At 33.6% G+C, this 21099-nt stretch carries 28 protein-coding genes and 1 pseudogene; 19 read left to right on the forward strand and 10 right to left on the reverse strand.

Annotation, left to right across the window (positions count from 1 at the left end; all coding sequences use genetic code 11):
* Positions 1 to 173: 173 nt before the first annotated feature.
* Entirely contained in the window at positions 174 to 2171 is a 1998-nt protein-coding gene (locus AAGD66_RS03975) for a hypothetical protein (RefSeq protein WP_341814425.1), read from the forward strand.
* A gap of 200 nt (positions 2172 to 2371) precedes the next feature.
* Entirely contained in the window at positions 2372 to 3247 is an 876-nt protein-coding gene (gene secF / locus AAGD66_RS03980; RefSeq protein ID WP_264339180.1) for a protein translocase subunit SecF, read from the forward strand.
* Between the two features lie 6 nt (positions 3248 to 3253).
* Here the strand turns inward: secF and AAGD66_RS03985 are convergent, their stop codons facing one another.
* Positions 3254 to 3769, reverse strand: coding sequence for a TIGR02281 family clan AA aspartic protease (locus AAGD66_RS03985; protein ID WP_006279648.1), 516 nt, complete (start codon positions 3767 to 3769; stop codon positions 3254 to 3256).
* Between the two features lie 134 nt (positions 3770 to 3903).
* Here AAGD66_RS03985 and yidC point away from each other — a divergent pair, with 134 nt between their 5' ends.
* The 9 genes from yidC (at position 3904) to AAGD66_RS04030 (ending at position 8762) form a co-directional block, all read left to right on the forward strand.
* A complete protein-coding gene (yidC, locus tag AAGD66_RS03990; protein WP_264723739.1) occupies positions 3904 to 5613 on the forward strand; it encodes a membrane protein insertase YidC in 1710 nt (569 codons plus the stop codon).
* Entirely contained in the window at positions 5591 to 6019 is a 429-nt protein-coding gene (locus tag AAGD66_RS03995) for a 6,7-dimethyl-8-ribityllumazine synthase (RefSeq protein ID WP_264723741.1), read from the forward strand. The genes yidC and AAGD66_RS03995 overlap by 23 nt, the downstream gene beginning before the upstream one ends.
* Positions 6019 to 6501: a transcription antitermination factor NusB gene (gene nusB, locus AAGD66_RS04000; RefSeq protein WP_007549265.1), complete on the forward strand. Its 483-nt coding sequence runs from the start codon at positions 6019 to 6021 to the stop codon at positions 6499 to 6501. Before AAGD66_RS03995 ends, nusB begins: the two co-directional genes overlap by 1 nt.
* 172 nt (positions 6502 to 6673) lie before the next feature.
* On the forward strand, positions 6674 to 7003 hold the full coding sequence (locus AAGD66_RS04005) for a transposase (protein WP_007548762.1): 330 nt from the start codon (positions 6674 to 6676) through the stop codon (positions 7001 to 7003).
* A gap of 1 nt (position 7004) precedes the next feature.
* The gene (locus AAGD66_RS04010) at positions 7005 to 7187 is read left to right on the forward strand and encodes a transposase (protein ID WP_167347183.1); all 183 of its coding nucleotides are present in this window, start codon (positions 7005 to 7007) and stop codon (positions 7185 to 7187) included.
* Between the two features lie 19 nt (positions 7188 to 7206).
* Entirely contained in the window at positions 7207 to 7614 is a 408-nt protein-coding gene (locus tag AAGD66_RS04015; protein WP_007548764.1) for a transposase, read from the forward strand.
* A 68-nt stretch (positions 7615 to 7682) separates the two neighbouring features.
* On the forward strand, positions 7683 to 7829 hold the full coding sequence (locus tag AAGD66_RS04020; RefSeq protein ID WP_265040958.1) for a hypothetical protein: 147 nt from the start codon (positions 7683 to 7685) through the stop codon (positions 7827 to 7829).
* The gene (locus AAGD66_RS04025) at positions 7814 to 8224 is read left to right on the forward strand and encodes a transposase (protein WP_151807722.1); all 411 of its coding nucleotides are present in this window, start codon (positions 7814 to 7816) and stop codon (positions 8222 to 8224) included. The genes AAGD66_RS04020 and AAGD66_RS04025 overlap by 16 nt, the downstream gene beginning before the upstream one ends.
* Before the next feature lie 49 nt (positions 8225 to 8273).
* Positions 8274 to 8762: a transposase gene (locus tag AAGD66_RS04030; RefSeq protein ID WP_341814426.1), complete on the forward strand. Its 489-nt coding sequence runs from the start codon at positions 8274 to 8276 to the stop codon at positions 8760 to 8762.
* Between the two features lie 58 nt (positions 8763 to 8820).
* Here AAGD66_RS04030 and AAGD66_RS04035 read toward each other — a convergent pair whose 3' ends face one another.
* The 4 genes from AAGD66_RS04035 to yihA form a co-directional block, all read right to left on the reverse strand.
* Positions 8821 to 9081: a hypothetical protein gene (locus AAGD66_RS04035; RefSeq protein ID WP_246484087.1), complete on the reverse strand. Its 261-nt coding sequence runs from the start codon at positions 9079 to 9081 to the stop codon at positions 8821 to 8823.
* A gap of 78 nt (positions 9082 to 9159) precedes the next feature.
* The gene (dut, locus tag AAGD66_RS04040) at positions 9160 to 9621 is read right to left on the reverse strand and encodes a dUTP diphosphatase (RefSeq protein WP_006279458.1); all 462 of its coding nucleotides are present in this window, start codon (positions 9619 to 9621) and stop codon (positions 9160 to 9162) included.
* Positions 9622 to 10323: 702 nt separating this feature from the next.
* The gene (gene argB, locus AAGD66_RS04045) at positions 10324 to 11235 is read right to left on the reverse strand and encodes an acetylglutamate kinase (RefSeq protein ID WP_319803555.1); all 912 of its coding nucleotides are present in this window, start codon (positions 11233 to 11235) and stop codon (positions 10324 to 10326) included.
* 4 nt (positions 11236 to 11239) lie between these two features.
* A complete protein-coding gene (gene yihA, locus AAGD66_RS04050) occupies positions 11240 to 11833 on the reverse strand; it encodes a ribosome biogenesis GTP-binding protein YihA/YsxC (protein ID WP_151807719.1) in 594 nt (197 codons plus the stop codon).
* A gap of 98 nt (positions 11834 to 11931) precedes the next feature.
* On the opposite strand from yihA, the gene prfA reads away from it, so the two are divergent.
* A complete protein-coding gene (gene prfA / locus AAGD66_RS04055) occupies positions 11932 to 13011 on the forward strand; it encodes a peptide chain release factor 1 (protein WP_007548640.1) in 1080 nt (359 codons plus the stop codon).
* 27 nt (positions 13012 to 13038) lie between these two features.
* Here prfA and AAGD66_RS04060 read toward each other — a convergent pair whose 3' ends face one another.
* A complete protein-coding gene (locus AAGD66_RS04060) occupies positions 13039 to 14202 on the reverse strand; it encodes a multidrug effflux MFS transporter (protein WP_265024598.1) in 1164 nt (387 codons plus the stop codon).
* A gap of 464 nt (positions 14203 to 14666) precedes the next feature.
* Here AAGD66_RS04060 and AAGD66_RS04065 point away from each other — a divergent pair, with 464 nt between their 5' ends.
* The 5 genes from AAGD66_RS04065 to AAGD66_RS07020 all read left to right on the forward strand — a co-directional run bounded on the left by AAGD66_RS04065 (position 14667) and on the right by AAGD66_RS07020 (position 16703).
* The gene (locus AAGD66_RS04065; RefSeq protein WP_006279391.1) at positions 14667 to 15596 is read left to right on the forward strand and encodes an AEC family transporter; all 930 of its coding nucleotides are present in this window, start codon (positions 14667 to 14669) and stop codon (positions 15594 to 15596) included.
* A gap of 209 nt (positions 15597 to 15805) precedes the next feature.
* Complete coding sequence (locus AAGD66_RS04070) at positions 15806 to 15940, forward strand: IS3 family transposase (RefSeq protein WP_007548354.1); 135 nt, start codon at positions 15806 to 15808, stop codon at positions 15938 to 15940.
* On the forward strand, positions 15940 to 16071 hold the full coding sequence (locus tag AAGD66_RS04075) for a hypothetical protein (protein WP_255356260.1): 132 nt from the start codon (positions 15940 to 15942) through the stop codon (positions 16069 to 16071). Before AAGD66_RS04070 ends, AAGD66_RS04075 begins: the two co-directional genes overlap by 1 nt.
* A gap of 59 nt (positions 16072 to 16130) precedes the next feature.
* Positions 16131 to 16277, forward strand: coding sequence for an IS3 family transposase (locus tag AAGD66_RS04080; protein WP_080717648.1), 147 nt, complete (start codon positions 16131 to 16133; stop codon positions 16275 to 16277).
* A gap of 255 nt (positions 16278 to 16532) precedes the next feature.
* Complete coding sequence (locus AAGD66_RS07020) at positions 16533 to 16703, forward strand: DDE-type integrase/transposase/recombinase (RefSeq protein WP_080717647.1); 171 nt, start codon at positions 16533 to 16535, stop codon at positions 16701 to 16703.
* Between the two features lie 176 nt (positions 16704 to 16879).
* On the opposite strand, the gene AAGD66_RS04085 is transcribed toward AAGD66_RS07020, so the two are convergent.
* From AAGD66_RS04085 to pstC, 4 genes are all read right to left on the reverse strand, one after another.
* On the reverse strand, positions 16880 to 17059 hold the full coding sequence (locus tag AAGD66_RS04085; protein WP_238514246.1) for an ankyrin repeat domain-containing protein: 180 nt from the start codon (positions 17057 to 17059) through the stop codon (positions 16880 to 16882).
* A gap of 404 nt (positions 17060 to 17463) precedes the next feature.
* The gene (locus AAGD66_RS04090; protein WP_006279902.1) at positions 17464 to 17808 is read right to left on the reverse strand and encodes a F0F1 ATP synthase subunit epsilon; all 345 of its coding nucleotides are present in this window, start codon (positions 17806 to 17808) and stop codon (positions 17464 to 17466) included.
* 12 nt (positions 17809 to 17820) lie between these two features.
* Positions 17821 to 19248 (reverse strand): F0F1 ATP synthase subunit beta, encoded by a 1428-nt coding sequence (gene atpD / locus AAGD66_RS04095; protein WP_264724260.1) that lies wholly within the window; start codon positions 19246 to 19248, stop codon positions 17821 to 17823.
* 101 nt (positions 19249 to 19349) lie between these two features.
* Positions 19350 to 20438: a phosphate ABC transporter permease subunit PstC gene (pstC, locus tag AAGD66_RS04100; protein WP_265024588.1), complete on the reverse strand. Its 1089-nt coding sequence runs from the start codon at positions 20436 to 20438 to the stop codon at positions 19350 to 19352.
* 107 nt (positions 20439 to 20545) lie between these two features.
* Between pstC and rpmH the strand changes: the two genes are divergently transcribed.
* Entirely contained in the window at positions 20546 to 20680 is a 135-nt protein-coding gene (gene rpmH / locus AAGD66_RS04105) for a 50S ribosomal protein L34 (RefSeq protein WP_006279898.1), read from the forward strand.
* A 67-nt stretch (positions 20681 to 20747) separates the two neighbouring features.
* Positions 20748 to 21023 (forward strand): annotated as a pseudogene (rnpA, locus tag AAGD66_RS04110) (ribonuclease P protein component); the annotation flags it as partial.
* Between the last annotated feature and the right edge of the window lie 76 nt (positions 21024 to 21099).

The raw sequence follows: 21099 nt of genomic DNA on the forward strand, positions 1-21099 counted from the left end.
CTGTCGTGGATTTATTAACAACGCTCCTAGGTCCAGAGTGCAATATATGAGAAATTACCGGGCTATAGATACTGATTTGCAAAGGTTAGAACCAAAGAAAGTTATATTTTTTTATTGACAGACCTATATATTACGATATTCACTAAGGGATTAGTGAGTAATGGTTATACAATATGAATGGTGGGGTATCAGACAAGGAAAAAGCTATACGCACTGCTTTCGGTTTTGGGGAGCCTGACAGCGATTGGCGTCAAAATCTTGAAAGTAATGCACAAACTCCTCTACAGCACTCCGATGATTCTTGTACAAGTGATAACAGTAATAATCATAGGTCAGGTGATTCAGATTCAGAAGAAGGTGATGGCCATGATTCAGGTATTAGTTCCGATGATGAGGATGACCGGACAACTTATACAGCAGTACAATTAACTAATGATTCTCTTGATAGCCAAAGATATACAGGAATATGCATTCCAACACCAACTGATGGTTGGGTAGGTGAAAATAATCATCAGACTGGTTTATCAGGTAATTTGCCAAACGGAAGTAATAATCCACAAATTTTTGAAAGTACTGATTCAGTACAGCTAGATAGTATTGTTTTTAGCAATCTAATTCAGCTTTCCTTGATTAGTCAAGAGCATAATTCTACCTGCAATGATCATGTAATTTGTGATTCAGGTCACAATTCTGACGATGAGGATCAGATTCCAGAGGACTTTCCTTCAAGGAAACGAGTACGATCGATTGAAATTGATCAGTTTGAACCGTTGTACAAGAAGAGGAAAATAGAAGCACAAAATAATCAAAAATATACAGAAAATGTATGTAATCCAACAAATGGTGGTTTGTTAGGTGAAAGTGATAATCAACAGATTTCTGAAGATACAGAAATAACTTCTGATTGTAATCCAGATGATTCAGATCCAAAAGGGAATGAGGGCTATGGTTCAGATGGTTCTTGTGAAAGTAAAGAAAATTTGACAAAGGGCGCTGGTGGTAGTAATCAGACTTTTGAAGGTGAACAGAAAAGCTCAGAATTTCCGAAAGTTGACAATTGGTTAGATAGTGATGGGAACTCAGAAGATAGTTCGGACTGTGGTGATGATAATGTTGGTCATTATGATACAGATTGTGGTGAACGCTACAGTCATCTAAGTTTTCATGATGAAAACACAAACATAATAAGAAAAAAAGATTCTTTTTTTTTAGCCCAAATAGAACTGAATAAAGCAGAAAGGGAGAAGTATGAAAATATTTGGCAAGAAATGGACAAAATCCTTAGTAGTTCACATGAAGTTGGTCTATGTGAAGATGATATTGAGGAGTTGAAAGGGAGACTTGATGAAGTTATAAGCCAAGCACTGGAACAAAGAATTATGTTCACTTTTCCATATAGAGACGGCGAGTCCTTTGTAGACTGTATAATTAATACAACACAAGAACTATATTGGGTCGATTCTACTGAGAATTCTAGACTTCTAGAGGAGAAAAAGATATTACAAGTAATATCGGAGGGTGCAACTTTAAATAAATTTACTAAAGAAAGGTACGATGATTATGTAAATTGTATTTACAGAGAAAAAGAGATTTTAAGTCAAAGGAATAAAAATATTTTAGGACTTAATAATTTAGCATATGAAAGTATTGTAAACAAAAGCAAGCAGACTCAAAATGTATTAGGAGTAGACAAGGATAATGGATATTTTTGTATAGAATATTCGCAAGATAGTATTGTTGAAGTTGCAGAAATCCTAAACAATGAAAAAGCCAAAGACTTAAATTTAAGAGTTGGCATACTCAAAATTGGAGAAAGTATAGTAAGAGTTGAAAATGTAGAAGAAATAGGGGGAAAAAGAAATTACATGGATGTCTCAAAAGGTGGTATTGAAATGTCTTTTACTACTGAGGTAGGAGAGATAAGTATTTATCTAAGTCCTAGTGAGAAAGGCAGCAATAAAATAAAAGTGGAGATTGATGGGGAAAACAGAGCAAGGCTTAATGAGTTAAAAAATAGGGGAAAAAGTTTAGGGGAAAACTGTCTTTTAGGAGGAAAAAGTGTTGAGGAAGCTATAGAGCATGAAAGTTTTGAAAGATATGGCAGTGTACCTAACACTGCTATGAAGGAACCTAGCTTAGGTTGCGTTGCTAACATAGCAAGGGGGGGATAAGCTTGCAGAGATAAAATGATGGGCCAAATTGGCAGTATTTCGCTTTTGTAATGTACTTCAAAATGGTAGTATGCAAGCTAGATAGAACTTAATTGACAGACAAGAATTAACTGATGGAAAAATTGACATAATCAAACAATCACAGAATAAACTAGTGAATTTTTTGAAAAGTATATAAAATTCAAGTTTAAGTAAATAGCATGGCACTTAGACTCATTCCAGATAACCTCAATATCAAGTTTAGTAAATATAGAAATTTGACAGCACTCGTTAGCATTATTCTTATCATCTTTTCAATGCTCATTGTTGTACTGCGTGGAGTGAACTTAGGCATAGACTTTGCAGGCGGAATTTTGATAGAGATAAAATCTTCAGATGAGAATCACTCTATTCTCGATGCATTAAAAGAAAATGGTTTTACAGTGCAGAGTTCAAAAGCGGGTGATAATTTAGTCATGCGTTTTAAAGATGAAGGAGATGAAGATAAAATCAAAAAGATAAAAAGCATACTAGAAGAAAAGCTAGGTAGCTCAATAAGCTATCGTAAAATAGACTATGTTGGCCCACAAATAAGCTCAACACAAATATTTGAAGGAATGTTATCCATGTTGATCGCGATTGTTGGAATATTTTTTTACGTTTGGTTTAGATTTAATTGGCAATGTGGATTCAGTGGAATAACAGCACTGATTCATGACGTGATTTTAACTGTTGGTTTTATTAGCCTAACTGGCATTGAGTTTAATATTTCATCAGTTGCAGCTCTCCTCACTGTCATTGGTTATTCAATCAATAACTCAGTAATTATATATGATCGGATTCGAGAGTATCGCAGGAGTGGTAAAAGTGGGCGGATGAGTGAGGTAGTAGATGCAAGTATCAACGCTACATTATTTCGCACTATATTAACTTCTGGTACAACCCTTCTTGCTGCTCTTCCTTTGGTATTAATCTGCACAGATGCAGTGAGAGACTTCAGCTTGATCATTTTTTTTGGTATTTTGATTGGCACTTGTTCTGCAATATTTATTTCTGCTCCTATATTGACCTACAGAGCTTTGATAAGTAGATTGTAGAAGTGTTTAGTCGCGGTATAATATCAACTTATTATCTCTTATAGTGAAATGAAAATACCTTAAAAAGCTCATTCCAAGTAGTGAATGAGACATAGAATGAGTGTTAACGCTTGCCTGTACATCATTAATCAAAAAATTTCCTATTTTAACTTGAGGTATTTGAACCACTCCAGCTTTTATTTGACCTTTCGCAGTTTCATATATTTTAAAATCCTGAACATTTTGTAAGTTAATACCAACATGTAATGCGTCTTTTTGTGATAGAACAATATCGGTTGCTCCAGTATCAAGCAAAAACGTTATATTGCGATCATTGACTTGAGCCTGAATATAAAAGTGTCCATCATATGACTTCGTAAATTCAATACTTCCACTATTCTGACCGCTATTTTGAATTCTTCCTTTATATGGTAAAAAAGTACTGAGAAATCTGTCGCTTAGTTTGTCCCTTTGTGAATCAATAAGCATTGCAGTAGTGGCTATTATTAGCAACCAAATAACTAGATTTTTCACCGCGTTCATATTGTTAAAATTTGAAGCTATTAAAATAAATTTTAAAGATCAGCGTTAAAAGTTATTATTAAAAATAAGTAAATTTCATTGTTTTAGTACAATATTTAGTATACACTTTAAGAAGATATGTTTGATTTAATTTCATGTCAGAAGCAAAAAGTTTAATTTTGGCAGCTATCCTTTCCATGTTAATCATGGTGTCTTGGCGTATTATTTATGATAATTTTTTTAGTACAAACCAAAATCAGCCATTGATTGAAAATATTGAACATATCGAATCTTTTAACGACCTTGCTCCTATAATACACCAAAATCGTTCTGAAATTATTAATTCTACTCGAGAACAGAGGGTTAGTTTAACCAATAACATGATTAAAGGATCAATTTCTCTGAAAGGTGCAAGGTTTGATGACTTAATTTTAACTAATTACCACTTAGAACCGAGTTCTTCTTCTCCACAAGTGGTGTTACTGTCACCTGCAGAATCAAAAGATGTATATTTTGCAGAATTTGGGTGGCTCGATCCGAGTAACAAGATTAAAGTTCCAGATTCTAAAGCAGTCTGGCGAGCAGATAAACTTAATCAAAAAGAGGTCAATTTATCTTGGGACAATGAGAATGGCATTTTATTTAGAATGAAAATTAACCTCGACGATAATTACATGTTTAAAGTTGAGCAAGTTGTTGAAAATAATACAAAGGATAATGTAGTTTTGGTTCCTTATGGTAAAATTAACCGTAAACGTGACAATATCAACGAATCTTATTGGATATCCCATGAAGGAGTACTGGGTGCATTTGATAATAAACTAGAGGAGTGGACATATAAGGATATTTCCAAAAAACATTTAATAAAAGCAAGCACGAGTGAAAAAAATTGGTTTGGTTTTGCTGATAAATACTGGCTCACAGCCATCATACCTGAAAAATCTGATAAAATAAATGTAAGCATTAAACACACAAACGTTAATAATACTGATAAATTCCAAGTAGATTTTGTCAAACCTTACAAGAGCATACTTCCTGGTGCAAGCGTTTCTAATGTGAATTATTTTTTTGCTGGAGCAAAAAAGTTGAATTTACTGGATTCTTATAAGGACACTCTCAATATACCCCTGTTTGATAAAGCTGTAGATTTTGGTGTTCTTTACTTTATAACTAAACCAGTGTTTTTACTGCTTGAATATTTTAACTTCGTTTTAAAAAATTTTGGCTTAGCAATATTATTGCTGACTTTAGTAATCAAACTTTTGATGCTTTCCTTATCTAATAGATCATATATTTCGATGTTTAAGGTAAAAAGCCTGCAGCCTGAATTAACTCGTATAAAAGAGTTGTATAAAAATGACAGCTTAAAGCAGCATAAAGAGACAATTGCATTGTTTAAGAGAAACAACGTAAATCCAATGTCGAGCATTTTTCCCATGCTAATACAAATACCGGTATTTTTTGCTCTATATAAAGTATTATTTGTTACTATAGAGATGAGGCATGCTCCTTTTTTTTTATGGATTAAGGATCTTTCAGCTCCTGACCCAACGAACATCTTTACATTATTTGGGTTGTTTAATTATAACTTTCCTATTTCTATAGGCATTTTACCTATAATTTTCGGTGCCACCATGATAATTCAGCAGAAGCTAAGTGAGAAAGATCAAACCAGTAAAGATGATATTCAAGTAAATGTTATGAAGTTTTTACCTTACATTTCTGTCTTTATTTTTTCTTCTTTTCCTGCCGGCCTGGTAATATATTGGATATTTAGTAATATTATAACTCTAATTCAACAGTCATTAATAAAGTTGTTTTTAACAAAAAAAGTGGTAGTAAATGTCGAGAATACTAATAGTTAATTCGATTTATTATACTGAAATAGCGAACCTTTTGCTTGAAGGTGCAATTGATAAATTAAAAGGCAGTAATGCCAGTTACGATGTAGTTGAGGTTCTTGGTACATTTGAGATACCAGCTACAATTCTTTTTGCAGTCAAGAGTGGGCATACTAATTATGATGGTTATTTAGCTCTTGGGTGCGTAATTCGCGGTGAAACCGATCATTATCAATATGTTTGTAAAGGAGTAATTGAAGGCTTAAATGAGGTTGTTATGCATTATGCAATACCCCTTGGTATGGGTGTAATTACCGCTGACAGCAAAGATAAAGCACTAGTTAGAGCTGATAAAAACAAAAAGAACGTTGGTGGCCATGCAGCCTCAACTGTTTTGCGTATGATAGATTTACACAATAAATTAAAATAATGGAGGAAAAACCAGTAGATAAAAAGTGGCGCATAAAAAGAAGCACGGCAAGATTTCTTGCTGTACAAATTGCTTATTCAAATATTTTCGTAGGTTACAACAAAAGCACTTTTAAACTGGAAAATTGTGAGCTTAAGGACTACATAAATAAGTTGAAAGATATATTTGAATGTGAAGAATTTGAACATCAGTTCTTAGAAAACTTGTTATATAAGGTTATAAAAAGCAGTGAAGAATATGATAAAATAATAGAGTCTTATTTACACCCAAGTTGGTCCCTTTCACGGTTAAATCTTATAAGCTTATCTATTTTGCGTGTTGCAATATGTGAGTTAGCTAATTGTGATACGCCAGTTCCAGTTGTCATTAATGAATATACTAACATTGCATCTGATTTACTTGATAAACCAAGCGAAATAGGTTTTATTAATGGGTTATTGGATAAGGCAAAAGATGCAGTTAAATTAAATAAAAATCCTTAGCAATTATAGCCAGCAAGCACAAGGTGTCATCCGAGTAGCTGCTGTATGAACATTGTCTACCAGATCCCAGTGCTTGACACTGGAATGGCTTTGTTGCATAGCAACTGAAAAAATCTGGTGGCTACTGACAAAATTCATTATAAAATAGCCATTTAACCTTGAAAGAAAAAATATGCCACAAAAAATGAGGGTCAGTAACCATAGCGAATATAACAAATTTCTAGAAAAAAGAGGAAATATTTTTCATTATATCAACGAAGCCATAGAAAAGTGGTACGAGAATGGTCCAAAAATACCAGGTGGCAACAATATTTATAGCGATAAAGTTGTAATTTTGGTGCACATAATAACTTGTTTATTTAGAATAGGCCTGAGGCAAACAGTTGGGTTTATAGCAGGATACCTTGAGCAAATTGGGAAAAATTTGCAAGTTATCAGCTATTCACAATCATCAAGAAGGTTTAAGAAACTCAATATTAAGATCAATGATTGCAGAAAATAATATGGAAGATATCGAAATTGCTATAGACAGTACAGGAATTAGTATATACAACAACACTCCTGGTCATAGCAAAGAAAATAGCGAAGATAGAAAGTATCGCAGCTATGAACAGACAAGAAAATTGCATGTAATGTTGAATACAAACAGCAAAAAAGCCATAGCTGTAAAATACAGTAACGGCTGATCACTATGGAGCTTGTGATTTGCTAAAAGAAGTCGATTTTCAGTATGTCATAAAAGTACTATATGCAGATAGGGCATATGACAGAGAAAAGCTCTATAAGCTGTGTAATCAATATGGTATAAAAACGAAAATTCCTCCGAAAAACAACGCAGCAGAGCATCCAAAGTTAGACTATATGGCTGAGAGAAATTCTGCAGTCAAGCTCATAAAGTCATATGATGAAGATGGTATAAAGAAGTGGAAAAAAGAGATGAGTTATGGAAAAAGATCTTATATAGAAAGTTTTTTCTCGCGACTGAAACAAACATTCGGGTTTAGTTTTAGGAATAAATCTGAGACAAATAGAGAGAAGGAACTACTTGTTAAATGCTATTTGCTCAATAAGTTCACTGATATTGGTATGGCTAAATTTGAGATAGCTTCATAAATTTATTGTGCGTTACCTACTATCCGAAGAGCGATGCAACAAAGCCCACTGGAATCCAGAAAAATTGATTGTGCACTATACAACATTTTCGATCAAAAGCTGGATCCCAGTGGGCTTTGTTGCATCGCTCAAGTGAAAAGAACTGGCAGTTACTGACAAAATTCATTATAAATAGCCATTTAACTGTTGAAGAAAAAATATGCCACAAAAAATGAGAGTCAGTAACTGCCATGAATATAACAAATTTCTCCAAGAAAGAGGAAGCATTTTTTGTTATATCAATGACGCCATAGAAAATTGGTACGAGAATTGTCCAAAAATGCAGGGCGGCAACTATATTTATAGTGATAAAGTTGTGATTTTGGTGCATATAATCGTCAGTTTCTTTAGAATTGGTTTAAGACAAACAGTCGGGTTTATAAAAGGGTATTTGCAACAAATAGGAAGAGATTTGGCAGTTATCAGCTATTCACAAGCATCAAGAAGGTTTAAGAAACTTAATATTAAGATAAATGATTGCAGAATTGATAAAAATAATATGGAAGATATCGAAATTGCTATAGACAGTACAGGAATTAGTATATACAACAACACACAGCAAGGAAAATAGCACTGACAGAAAATATCGTGGCTATGAGCAAACGAGAAAATTGCACGTAATGTTGAATATAAACAACAAAAAAGCCATAGCTGTAAAATACAGTAACGGTGTCTACTCTGATCACTATGGAGCTTGTGATTTGCTAAAAGAAGTTGATTTTCAGCATGCCATAAAAGCACTATATGCAGATAGAGCATGTGATAGGCACAAGTTTTATAAGTTGTGTAACGAATATGATATAAAGACAAAAATTCCACCAATAAACAATGCGGCAGAACATCCAGAAATAGATTATATGTCTGACAGGAATGCTGCTATTAGGTTAACAAAATTATACGGTGAAGATGGCATGAAAGAATGGAAAAAAGAAGTAAATTATGGGAAAAGATCTTATATTGAAGGGTTTTTCTCAAGATTAAAGCAAATATTCGGATTTAGTTTTAGGAATAAATCTGAGATAAATCGAGAAAAAGAACTGCTAATCAAATGCTATTTGCTTAATAAATTCACTGATATTGGTATGGCTAAATTTGAGATAGTTACATGAATTTACCATAAATCACCATCTCATAAAGTGTGATGCAACAAAGCCATCCCAGTGTCAGCTACTTGGATGACAAGAAAGGGAGCACTGGAATGACATTATCTGTTGTGCAATTTGCTAAATAAGTCAGCGCAGCAGCAACAAATGCTAAAACGCCCATTCCAAGTGGTGTAGCTGCAAAAGCTGCTAGCTTGCAAGTTGAAGGCCTCCAAAGCGGTGTTGAAAGTATTGCTAATCCACCTATAACGTATATAGCAGTAAATGCAACAAATACAGTGTTTGCTTTGTGGAGCTGGCCACAATGATTTTTGAAAGTTAGCATAAACGACTTCATTTAATAAAATATTAATATGCTTAAATTGTGTATAAAAGAACTGTCATAGTCAAGCTTTTTCGTAAGCTACCTGCCGCTTGAGCCAAAGCCCCCTGCATTGCGACCGGTTTCTTCTGCACAGAATTCTTCTCTGTCATCCCAAATTACCTGAGATACAGGAGAAATAAGGATTTGTGCGATTCTATCTCCTCTTTTTATTTCGTATGGCTGATTACTTAGATTAATTAGACAAATTTTAACTTCACCTCGATAATCAGAGTCTATAGTACCCGGAGAATTTAAGACAGTGATTCCATGTTTTGCAGCAAGACCAGAACGTGGGCGGATTTGCCCCTCAAAACCGTTTGGTATTGCAATCACAATTCCAGTTGGAACAAGTAATCTTTCAAGTGGATTTAAAACAGCAGAATCATTCAATGCAGCATAAAGATCCATGCCAGCACTCTGCGTAGTTGCATAACATGGAAGAGACAAGTCTTCTCCGTGTGATAATCTTTTTATTTCTACTTTAATTTTACTTCTTTGCACTCCAATTTACCATCTATGAAGACTCAATTATAGCATGTAAATTGTATCTGCAAAAGTGATAAATGTAAATGATGTCATTCCAGCGCAGCCATAAAAATTCCTTGACAAACTCCGCCAGCCCCCTTATCATGAAACTGAAGCTATTGTATTTGCTTTCGCCAATCTGCAGATTAAAAGGTAAGGATTACTTAATGTATCGGCGTCTTATGTTCAATTTTTTGCAGTATATAGATACTGTATGTCTTTACAAAACTTCATCTACATCTAGATTTTTATCTAAATAAGCTGAACGCGCTTATAAAGCGTTACAAGACATCAAAAAATGCCAATACTCGACAGAGATAGTAAAAGACTAGCTAACTCGGGGATTCTTTGTCTTTTTTTCTGCTTGGTAAATTTCTTAAACATTTGCAGCATAGGTTAGTTGCAATTAAAAGCAGCTAAATCTTGCTTGTCAAGCGTTTAAAACATAAAAAACGCCAATATTTTAAAGCGGATAATAACCACGGGGCTTCTTTTGCCTTTTTTTTGTTTGGTAAATTTCTTAGTATTTATGGCTAAACGACAACCGTCATCCCGCTGCTTGTTAGCGGGATCTGAGATACCGCGAATGAATCGCGGTATGACGTAGATTGCTGTCATTCCAGTGTCAGCTACTTGAATGACACCCTCTTGGTATTCGTGTAGTTGCAAGCAGTATAGCTATAAATCACTCACAATCGATATGCTTGAATTACTCTCAGTAAATAAATCAAGCATAATGTTAGGTATTCTACCATCAACTATGTGAACAACTCCAGCATATTCCTCCGCCATTTTAACGTATGCCATAAGCCTTTCAATAAATTTTTCCCCTTTAATTTTCCCACAATCAATCGATGCATTCAAATTTTTAACAGATATCTTCCTGCCACCAATTTTATCTATTTCTTCATCTGTGTCACTCAAGATTATCATTTTAGATGCAGAAACTGCGATTGCGATTGCGCTTGCAGTGCTATCGGCATCAATATGATATGTTTCCCCATCTTTTCCATGACCAATTGGTGCAATAACTGGTATAAAATCTGATTCTTCAATAAAAAATAATATATCAGGATTGATTTCAGTGGGTCTACCGATGAACCCCATGTCTAATATCTTTTCGATATTATTTGATCTATCTTCTCTAAGCGTAGCGGTTATTTTTTCGGCTTTAATTAAGTTACCATCTTTTCCACATAATCCAATAGCTGAACCACCAGCAGAATTTATATGCTGAACAATTTTTTTATTAACTGAGCCACACAGTGCCATTTCAATGATTTTCATAGTGTCTCTGTCTGTAAGTCTGATACCATTCACAAATTTACTGTCCATACCCAGCACTTTTAACACCGAGTTAATTTCATATTCTCCGTCATGAATTATTACCGGATTTATACCAAGCTGCTTCAACAAGACAACATTATGCACAAAAGTGTTAAATAGTGTTTCATCTAAGATTATTGTACCACCGCATTTAATGACAAAAGTCTCGCCTACAAAGCTAGGTATATTAGATAGCACTTCAAATAATATTTCTGCTTTTTGTTCAAATGATACCTCACCCTTTAAGAATTCACTACTCTTCATTTTTTTATCTTGTAAACTTGAAAAACTCATCTCTTACCTTGGTTATTTTATGCTTAACACGGATGCTCATTTGATGAATTGACACATTCTCATTATTAATCCATCTTTGAATATCTTCTATAACAGCACCTAAGCTTTTTTGACTTACTTTATCTATTTTTGTTAGCACAACGTTAAAGTTAATGTTATTATATATTAACCAATAAATGAAGTCTTTGTCTATTTCTTTTAATCCTACCTTGCTATCTATCAACACAAACACTCTTCTTAGATTTCTTCTTTGAATTAGATAATACTCAATTAAGTTTAAATATTGTATAATTTCCTCCTTACCTGCATGAGAATAACCATACCCTGGTAGGTCAACAAGCCTGAACTTATCATTGTACATAGAGTAAAAATTTATTTGTCTAGTGCATCCAGGTTTAGAGGAAACTCTGGCAGCTTTTTTGCTGTTTATCAGTAAGTTAATCAGACTGGATTTTCCTACATTTGATCTACCAGCAAACGCAATCTCTGGAGCCGACTCATTTGGTAATGATTTTATGTCCGAAGCTCCAAATATGAAATTGCAGTTTGATGTTATCTGTTTTGCCATTATATTCAACTAGAAGGTAGTAGGTATATTATAGTGTTATTGCTTGATATAAGAAATTTTTTATTTCAGTATATATTACTTAGCTAGATCTGTGCTATATGGATATGGAAAATAATTTACAAGACTTAAAGAAAAAATTTAATGATATAGAGAGAAATTTGGAAAATCCTACCAATTTAAGTCAAAAAGAATTCATTACCCTTTCAAAGGAATACTCTGAGCTCAGGCCAATAATCAAGATAATTGACGAATATAACACGCTGAAAGAGGAAATTTCAGACTTAGAAGAAATAATGAAAGATGAAAACAGCGAAGGTGATATAAAAGAGTTAGCAAAAGAAGAATTCTTCGAAAAGCACAAGGTATTATTACCAAAAATAAAAGCAAAATTAAAGTTAGCATTATTGCCCAAAGATGAAGATGACTCAAGAAATGCAATATTAGAAATTAGAGCAGGTACAGGCGGAGAAGAAGCAGCATTATTTGCAGCAATGTTATTTCGTATGTATCAAAAATATGCAGAAAGAAGAAATTGGAAGTTCGAGCCAATAAGCATTTCTAATACAGGTATAGGTGGCTATAAGGAAGCTTCTGCACTCATTAATGGAACAGAAGTTTTTGCAAGGTTGAAATTTGAATCAGGGGTGCACAGAGTACAGAGAGTGCCAGAAACTGAATCCTCAGGAAGGTTGCATACCTCTGCCGCTACTGTTGCGATATTACCTGAAGTAGAAGAAGTTGACTTTAAAATAGAAGAAAAAGACTTACGAATAGATGTTTATAGATCCAGTGGTCCTGGAGGGCAATCAGTGAATACAACTGACAGCGCAGTAAGGGTCACCCACTTGCCAACAGGGATAGTTGTGATACAGCAAGATGAAAAATCGCAGCACAAAAATAAAGCTAAAGCGCTCAAAGTATTGAGGGCAAGGCTATACGAAATTGAAAGACAAAAAAAAGAAATGGAAAGGTCAACAATGAGGAAAAGTCAGATTGGCTCTGGTGATCGTTCCGAGCGCATAAGAACATATAATTTCCCACAATCAAGAATAACAGACCACAGAATTAATCTAACTTCACATCGGCTAGAGCAGATTATAAAAGAAGGCGAACTAGATGAATTTATTGAGGCATTAATCTCACGTAATGAAGCAGAAAGATTGGCAGGGGAAAGTTAGCAGCCTACAATGGAATATCTTTATTAATTACATAGGATCTTTTAAACGCAATAGATAGACAGTAAAAACAAGTTCTAGTACTATCGCGGATAAAACAAGAACAGCTACACTAATTGTTTGACCATTGTAAATGTAGCTTGTTAAGCCGATAAAAATAGCCATGATAAAAGCTCTAATGAACGAGACTGCAGAAGAAGCTGTGCCTTTAATTTCAGGGAAAACATTTATTGATGCATTAAAAATCACTGGCTGGAAAATTGCACAACCGATAGAAAAAATAATCATAGACAGTGTTACTAAGTAGAAAGAGTGGGGTACAATTATACTGAATATTACAAGCAATAGAGACCCAATAGCACCCACGCTCGTACCAGAAATTACACACTTTATTGCTCCAAGTTTCTGCAAGATTTTGCCAGCAAATAGACTGATGAGTGAGAAGCACCCAACTATTGCACCTTGATGTAGTGCATAAATAGTGCTAGATAAACCAAAAGTCTTCATATACAGAAAAGGTCCACAAGTAATGAATGACATATACGCAGCAGAAAAGAGGCTTGACATCAAAGACAACGTAACAAACCTCGGACTAGATAGTAGTTTTCTGTAATCTTTCATCATTTTTTTCAAACTGAAAATATCGCGGTCCTTTTTTGTTTCTGGTAACGCTAAAAGCAGCAAAACCCAAGAGATTAAACAAAGTATTGCAACAGTTGCATAATTACCACGCCATCCTACAATTTCATTGATGAAACTGCCTAACACTGGCGCAATTGCCATGACAACTGTAAGAACAGAATTCATGATTCCAATAAATTTCACCGCTTCGTCGCCTTTGTAGCTGTCTGCAACGATTGCAAACACAACTACAGATGTGCTAACACCAATGCCCTGAACAAAGCGAGAGATTAAAAGCCAAAAAATCGACGGTGCAAAAACACAACCAACAGCGCCGATTAATAACAAAGTGTTACCTATGATCATAATTCTCCTTCTGCCATAGCATTCAGACAATGGACCAAAAAACAACCCTCCTATGCAAAAGCCTAGGAAATTATAAGCAATAGTTAATTGAATTATGCCTTCCGGTACGTTAAAATAGTGCACCATATCAGGAAAACTAGGTACGGAAATGTCAATTTCAATGAACTTAGCAATTAGAGACAGGATTAACAGAAATGGTAGTAACATTTGAGATTTTTAATTAATGAATAAAAATATCACATTTAAAGCGTTGAAAGAAAACATTTTTTACTGTTATTAAAATGGTTAGAAACACCTCATGTGAAGGAATGGTGGATAAATTGGACACTAGGGTTAATTAAAGAAAAATATGACAACTATGTTAAAGCTCTTACCTCTCTGCCCTAACTTTACTTATTTCCTCTTACTTTTTCAACAGTTCGTCTAAATTACTACAAGCAGTTTAATTTTTAGTAAATATGTCATTATTTAAAAATATGCAAGAAGCTTTATAGAAACTTAACATAATTTTATCATAAAAATGTCATTCTTAAGTCCTATATAAAAACGAATTTTGGCACTAATGTAATTAACTATGAGCTGGATAAATTGGAAAATAAATTTTGTTTACTTTTACAACACCTTAAGATCTAATGTCACTTTATCAATCAAAAATATTACAATAGGCTAGTATGTTCCTTACTCTTTTTCTCAAAATATTACCTATTTATATTACAATATTTATTGGTTACTTAGCAGGAAAATATCTTAAAATTGATAGAAACACTATATCTCAAATACTTTTTTATATAGCTAATCCAATAGTGATTTTATATGGAGTCTCTCATACAGAAGTTAACTTAAAAGTAATTTCTCTGCCGATTTTGATATGGTTTATAGGTAGCACTATGTCCTTATCAGTGTATTATCTTTCTTCTTTTTTATTTAAGGATAACACAAGAAACATATTAGCATTTAGCTCGGGCAGCACAAGTATGGGTTATTTTGGCCTGCCGATTGCCATGGCTTTATTTGATGAAGATTCAGTATCTGTATATGTTGTTTGTTATATAGGAATGGCGCTATTTGAAAACAGCTTAGGATTTTACATAGCTGCAAATGGTATTTATACCGCAAAAGAATGCATATTAAAGTTGTTCAAACTTCCTTCGCTTTATGCGATGGTTCTGGGCTTCTTTTTAAGTATATACGATATACAAATACCTACTTTTTTAACAGATGTTATGATGAACATTAGAAGTACATTTGTCACATTAGGAATGGTGCTACTTGGAGTGAGCATTGCGAATATTGCAAGCTTTAAAATAGATTGGAAGCTTGCTTTGATCACTATTACAGCAAAGTACGTATTCTGGCCACTGTTTGTTTTAGGAATTGTCCTTTTAGACAAGCATGTTATAGGTATATACGATGAGAGCATATATAAAGCACTGATGTTGCTGGCTATTATTCCAGTTTCTGGGTCCAGTATAATACTTGCTAATATTTTGAATTATCAACCAGATAAAGCTACTCTGTTGCTTCTAATCAGTACTGCAGTGGGACTGTTTTATGTTCCACTAATAATATCATTATTTTTTACTAAACTTGTTCCTTTTTGATCAAAAAATTAAGCGCTTGCACAACCATTATTTGGGTAACAACACAAGACATTGATAAAACTTGAATTTATAGCTAAAGCAACTTCTACAATTTGGTAACCCGTCATCCCGCTACTAGTTAGCGCCGCGGCGGTAAATTGACCTTACCCAGAAAAAGTAGAGAGAAAGTTAAGACGTTTTTGGAGTAAAATAAAACGTTTTTTCAAAATATGACAAATAGAAGAGAATATACAGCAGAATTCAAATTAGAAGCTGTTAAGCTGGTTAAAGAAACAGGTCAAGCAAGTACAAAAATAGCAAAAGATCTAGGTATAGATGGCAGTATGTTAAGTAAGAAAATATGATGGAAAAATGTCTGGAGCATACGCATTTCCAGGCAAAGGCTCCTTATGACAAAGAAAGATTTGATCTAAAAAAAGAACTAACAAGAGAAAGAGACATCTTAAAAAAAGCCCTGGGCAAAGAAAAAGAGTAAAGTATTCTTTTATATAGAAATTGCTATAAAACACAGGAACTATGTAGGGTTTTGTACTGGTGGTATGGGTTGCTAAGGAAAAAAGCAGTAAAGAATTAGCAAAAGAAGGGCTTCTAGCAGATATTCAAAAAATACATCAAGCTTCTAAATGCAGATATGGAGCCCCTAAAATTCACGCTGAATTAAAAGCTTTAGGCAAAAATTAAAACAGTACAAAGTGTTATGCAAGAAAATGGCATTAAAGCCAAGCTTAGACGAAGGTTCAAAAATAAAAAACAGCAAATAAGCAACCGAGTTGTGGCTCCGAACACATTGGATCAAAATTTTACTACTGATCAGCCAAATAAAGTTTGGGATTACCTACATAAAAACTAAAGAAGGTTGTTGGCGGCAATAATTGACCTATATTCACGCATGGTGGTTAATGAGTAACATGATAATTAGTTATAGATTCTTTATTGATGGCCGTTGATAAACGCAAGCCCGATAAAAATCTGCTGTTACATAGCGATCAAGGGTCACAGTATACCTCTCAAAATTACCAATTTCTATTGAATACAAAAAACATCATTTCCAGCATGAGCCATAAGGGCTGTTGTTACGATAACTCTGTTGCAGAAAAGTTCACTTAAAAGGGAGCTGCTTATTGATACTTCTCGCTCAACAAACCAGAACTGCCATATTTGAATACATAGAAATCTTTTATAACAAATAACGTAGACATTCTACTATTAACTATTGCATTCCTGCACAATTTATTCTCATGATAAAAACGTCTTAACTTTCTCTCTACTTTTTCTGGGTAAGGTCAATTTGGGTCTGCACCATTTTTGAGTAATAGTTTTACTTCTTGTGCATTACCATCTTCTACAGCTAGGAATAATTGTTCTTCCTGTGTTTTTACGCGTGTTTCCACATTAGATATAAAAAATAACAATACTAAACATGCAATACCAATAATGCTAATATATTTTATAATTTTTCTCATAAGATATTTTACAATGCTTCTAATAATATTAGATATCATCTATAAAATTAAAAAATCCATGAAAGGGGATGAAAATATGTAAAAAAGTATTATTGATTAATTAAAAACAGATTTTGATTTGATAATACTAATAAAATCGATTTATCTTAAATTTACGTTGATTTTTACCTGTTATTTTTTGTAGTTTATCCAACGTAAATTCCAGGTAAAACAAAGTCGTTATCTCCAACCGTTACAACCAACTCTCCTTCTTTAATTTTTATTTGATTAGGTGTATGGTCCCATACCATCACACTCTGGGATCATACACCTAAAGTACTCCGACACTGGGATGACAAAAAAGAGCCCCCTGAGCAAAAATCTTATAGCCACTTGAATGATAATTGACTTTTTGCCTAAAATAACTAAGAAAGAAACTTCTCATCAAGATAACTTAAATATATACTAATTCTCTTATTTTTAAACGATTTCTCATCATGAATTGCACGATCAAAAACCTGAATTTGACTTGTTATAATGCTACAATTATTATTTGCAACTTCTAATACGCCACTATCAATTACAACCTTCTTTTCTGTTTGGTTACTCATTTTAACAGTAATCATACCAGGCAATAAATAAATTAAGTAAGGAGCATGGTGAGCTAAAATCATAAGCTCCCCTTCGAGCCCAGTTACTGAAAGAGAAACCACTCCACTGAATGAAATTTGATCATCAGGAGAGAAAAATTGCACTTTAAAAGTATTCATAATCTTTAACTTTTATTTAGCTTCAGCTTGTATTAATTCAGCCTTTTTTATTGCTTCATCTATATTCCCCACCATATAAAAAGCAGCCTCTGGTAAGTGATCATATTTGCCTTCAACAATCCCTTTAAAACTGGAAACAGTATCAGAAAGTGAAACAAATTTACCAGGCATGCCAGTAAATATTTCTGCAACGTGAAAAGGTTGAGAAAGAAATTTCTGAATCTTACGAGCCCTATCAACAATAATTTTATCTTCATCAGATAGCTCATCCATACCAAGTATTGCGATAATATCTTGCAGTGATTTATAAGTTTGCAATATACGTTTCACCTCAGAAGCTACATTATAATGTTCTTCACCAATGATTTCAGCAGATAAAGACTGAGAAGTTGAATCAAGTGGATCAACAGCAGGGTATATTCCCATTTCAGCTATTTGCCTTGACAACACTGTGGTTGCATCAAGGTGAGAGAATGTAGTTGCTGGGGCTGGATCAGTCAAATCGTCCGCAGGAACATATATAGCTTGCACAGAAGTAATAGAGCCAGAAGTTGTTGAAGCTATTCTTTCTTGCATTGCACCCATATCAGTTGCAAGGGTTGGCTGATAACCAACAGCTGACGGTATTCTTCCAAGTAAAGCAGAAATTTCAGAACCAGCTTGTGTAAATCTAAAGATATTATCCACAAAAAATAGAACATCTTGGTTTTCACGGTCACGAAAATACTCTGCCATAGTAAGTGCTGTTAAAGCAACTCTAGCCCTTGCTCCAGGAGGCTCATTCATCTGACCATAAACCAAAACAGCTTGAGATTTTTCATGCTCATTTATATTTATTACATTTGAAGTGATCATCTCGTGATAAAGATCGTTACCTTCACGCGTTCTCTCCCCTACCCCGGCAAACACAGAAAATCCTTTATGAGCTTTTGCTATATTATTAATTAATTCCATTATTAGGACTGTTTTACCAACACCGGCTCCACCAAATAAGCCAATTTTTCCTCCTTTAAGATAAGGTGCAAGAAGATCTATAACTTTTATTCCCGTAACTAAAACTTCTTCCTGTATTCTCTGTTCAGTAAAACTTGGAGGTGCTCTGTGTATAGGCTCTAAGTTATACTTTCCCTTCAGTGGACCACACTCATCTATAAGCTCTCCAACAACATTAAAAATCCTTCCTAAAGTTGAACGCCCAATTGGCACCGATATTGGTGCACCTGTATCAACAAATTCATCCCCCCTTGACATGCCATCTGTGTTATCCATAGCAATACAACGAACTATATTGTCACCTATATGCTGCGAAACTTCTAAAACCAGCTCCTTATCCTTATATTTTAGTTTGCTTTTTAAAGCATTAAATATTTTAGGCAATTCACCTTCAAATTTTATATCAACAACTGCTTGAGTTACCTTAATCGCTCTACCTATATTCATCTCTTTATTTTTATCACCTAACACTATAATTCCATAAAAGAACTTCTAAAGAAAATAAATTTTATATTATTAATAGAAATTTTGCAACATTAAAACGCTTACTAGTTACGCTTCATTACAAACAATGCAAATGCATTTAATAGCCAAGTAATAATAAACAATACTAAACTAAGCGCATAAGCAGCAAGAGTTTGTACACTATTGAAATCCTGATCTCCGGTAAGTAATGTAGCGATCTGCACGGTAATGGTAGTAACTGAATTAAGAGGGTTAAAAGTCAAATTTGCGTTGATTCCCACAGCCATTAGCACAATCATTGTTTCACCTATCACTCTTGAAATTGACAATAAAATTGCACTTAAAATTGTAGGCATTGCATAAGGTATTGTTATATGCCATATAGTTTCCGCTGGAGTTGCACCAAGTGCCATGAAGCCATAACGCAAGCTTTTTGGAACAGATCTTATGGCATCTTCGAGTAAAGAAATAATAAAAGGAAGAATCATCATCCCAATCGATAAACCGGCAACTAAGGCACTTTCTGAGTGTATACTTAAACCAAAAAAATTTGCTACCTGCTTTATAAAGAAAGACAAAAACACAACCGCGAAATATCCATATACAACCGTAGGAATAGCAGACAAAACTTGCAAAGTTGTATTAACAATATAACGCACTTTCTCACTCGCATATTCACTAATATATATTGCAGAAAATAAACCAAGCGGAACGACAACTAACATTGCTATAATAGTTATAAGTAATGTACCAACTAAAAGCGGCGCTATACCAAAACATCCTATCTTCTCTTCATTGATAGTGACTACATTGTGGCCCCATTTCAAGCAAAACAAGAATTCTGAAATAGCTACTTTATTAAAAAAACTAATGGATTGAATAAAAATAGACAGCATTATAAATAAAGTGATAAAAAATGATATGGCCAAAGCCACAAATAACGAAAGTTTTATTATCTTATTTCTTTTATTTTTAAAGATAAAAGCAAGCATGAAAAAAAGTAACGCTATAGAAATAAAAGTTACAAAACAATTATTATAGAATACTAACAACCAAGTTAGCATCCATACACAACTAAGATATAGATAAGATTTAACCTTATTTACTTCTTGAAACCTACTAAAACAAAATAAAAGGATTAGTAAGACAGGTATGACTATCACCGAATTCATTCTTCCATGCATCAAATTTTATTCTACGAAAATGTCATACAAGTTCACCATTATTTGACAATAAAGTAAAACAATTTAAAATAAATAATTATATTAATATAAAAACAATGAAGAGAACATTTCAACCAAAAAATTTGATAAGAAAGCGCAGACACGGATTTCGTTCACGTATGGCAACAAGAGCTGGAAGAAAAATCCTTAATAGGCGCCGTTCATTAGGGTGTAACAAATTATGCGCATAGTAAGTATAAAAAAAAAGATTTTTCTTCTGCTTTCAAAAATAAGTTAGCACTCAACAGTCTTTTTTATCGTGGGCTTTATATATCACTGTACGCTATAAAAGAAAGAGAACCTGAAAAGTACATTCATACTATTAGAGTAGGTCTGGCTATCAGTAAAAAAACCGGAAAAGCAGCAAAAAGAAATAAAATAAAAAGGCAACTACGAATGCTTGCTAAAATTAACATTTTAAATATAAGTAATATAGGGCACTACTACATAATACTAACTCATAGAAACATTATGCAAGCAAGTTATAAAAATTTACAAAAAGATCTAACTATTTGCTTAAAAAAGATAAAATAAAAAAAAATCTCAATTAAGGTATTTACAACTATATTTTTTATGATAATATAGGTAAAATTTTTAAAAATAGTTAATG

This window comes from Wolbachia endosymbiont (group A) of Dendrolimus pini (assembly GCF_964026835.1).
GTDB classification, from domain to species: domain Bacteria; phylum Pseudomonadota; class Alphaproteobacteria; order Rickettsiales; family Anaplasmataceae; genus Wolbachia; species Wolbachia pipientis.

Coding starts and splice junctions, on each gene's coding strand:
- AAGD66_RS03975 (WP_341814425.1), top strand. CDS start 174: ATGAATGGTGGGGTATCAGACAAGGAAAAAGCTATACGCACTGCTTTC.
- secF (WP_264339180.1), top strand. CDS start 2,372: ATGGCACTTAGACTCATTCCAGATAACCTCAATATCAAGTTTAGTAAA.
- AAGD66_RS03985 (WP_006279648.1), bottom strand. CDS start 3,769: ATGAACGCGGTGAAAAATCTAGTTATTTGGTTGCTAATAATAGCCACT.
- yidC (WP_264723739.1), top strand. CDS start 3,904: ATGTCAGAAGCAAAAAGTTTAATTTTGGCAGCTATCCTTTCCATGTTA.
- AAGD66_RS03995 (WP_264723741.1), top strand. CDS start 5,591: ATGTCGAGAATACTAATAGTTAATTCGATTTATTATACTGAAATAGCG.
- nusB (WP_007549265.1), top strand. CDS start 6,019: ATGGAGGAAAAACCAGTAGATAAAAAGTGGCGCATAAAAAGAAGCACG.
- AAGD66_RS04005 (WP_007548762.1), top strand. CDS start 6,674: ATGCCACAAAAAATGAGGGTCAGTAACCATAGCGAATATAACAAATTT.
- AAGD66_RS04010 (WP_167347183.1), top strand. CDS start 7,005: ATGGAAGATATCGAAATTGCTATAGACAGTACAGGAATTAGTATATAC.
- AAGD66_RS04025 (WP_151807722.1), top strand. CDS start 7,814: ATGCCACAAAAAATGAGAGTCAGTAACTGCCATGAATATAACAAATTT.
- AAGD66_RS04030 (WP_341814426.1), top strand. CDS start 8,274: ATGTTGAATATAAACAACAAAAAAGCCATAGCTGTAAAATACAGTAAC.
- AAGD66_RS04035 (WP_246484087.1), bottom strand. CDS start 9,081: ATGCTAACTTTCAAAAATCATTGTGGCCAGCTCCACAAAGCAAACACT.
- argB (WP_319803555.1), bottom strand. CDS start 11,235: ATGAAGAGTAGTGAATTCTTAAAGGGTGAGGTATCATTTGAACAAAAA.
- yihA (WP_151807719.1), bottom strand. CDS start 11,833: ATGGCAAAACAGATAACATCAAACTGCAATTTCATATTTGGAGCTTCG.
- prfA (WP_007548640.1), top strand. CDS start 11,932: ATGGATATGGAAAATAATTTACAAGACTTAAAGAAAAAATTTAATGAT.
- AAGD66_RS04060 (WP_265024598.1), bottom strand. CDS start 14,202: ATGTTACTACCATTTCTGTTAATCCTGTCTCTAATTGCTAAGTTCATT.
- AAGD66_RS04065 (WP_006279391.1), top strand. CDS start 14,667: ATGTTCCTTACTCTTTTTCTCAAAATATTACCTATTTATATTACAATA.
- AAGD66_RS04070 (WP_007548354.1), top strand. CDS start 15,806: ATGACAAATAGAAGAGAATATACAGCAGAATTCAAATTAGAAGCTGTT.
- AAGD66_RS04075 (WP_255356260.1), top strand. CDS start 15,940: ATGGAAAAATGTCTGGAGCATACGCATTTCCAGGCAAAGGCTCCTTAT.
- AAGD66_RS07020 (WP_080717647.1), top strand. CDS start 16,533: ATGGCCGTTGATAAACGCAAGCCCGATAAAAATCTGCTGTTACATAGC.
- AAGD66_RS04085 (WP_238514246.1), bottom strand. CDS start 17,059: ATGAGAAAAATTATAAAATATATTAGCATTATTGGTATTGCATGTTTA.
- AAGD66_RS04090 (WP_006279902.1), bottom strand. CDS start 17,808: ATGAATACTTTTAAAGTGCAATTTTTCTCTCCTGATGATCAAATTTCA.
- atpD (WP_264724260.1), bottom strand. CDS start 19,248: ATGAATATAGGTAGAGCGATTAAGGTAACTCAAGCAGTTGTTGATATA.
- pstC (WP_265024588.1), bottom strand. CDS start 20,438: ATGAATTCGGTGATAGTCATACCTGTCTTACTAATCCTTTTATTTTGT.
- rpmH (WP_006279898.1), top strand. CDS start 20,546: ATGAAGAGAACATTTCAACCAAAAAATTTGATAAGAAAGCGCAGACAC.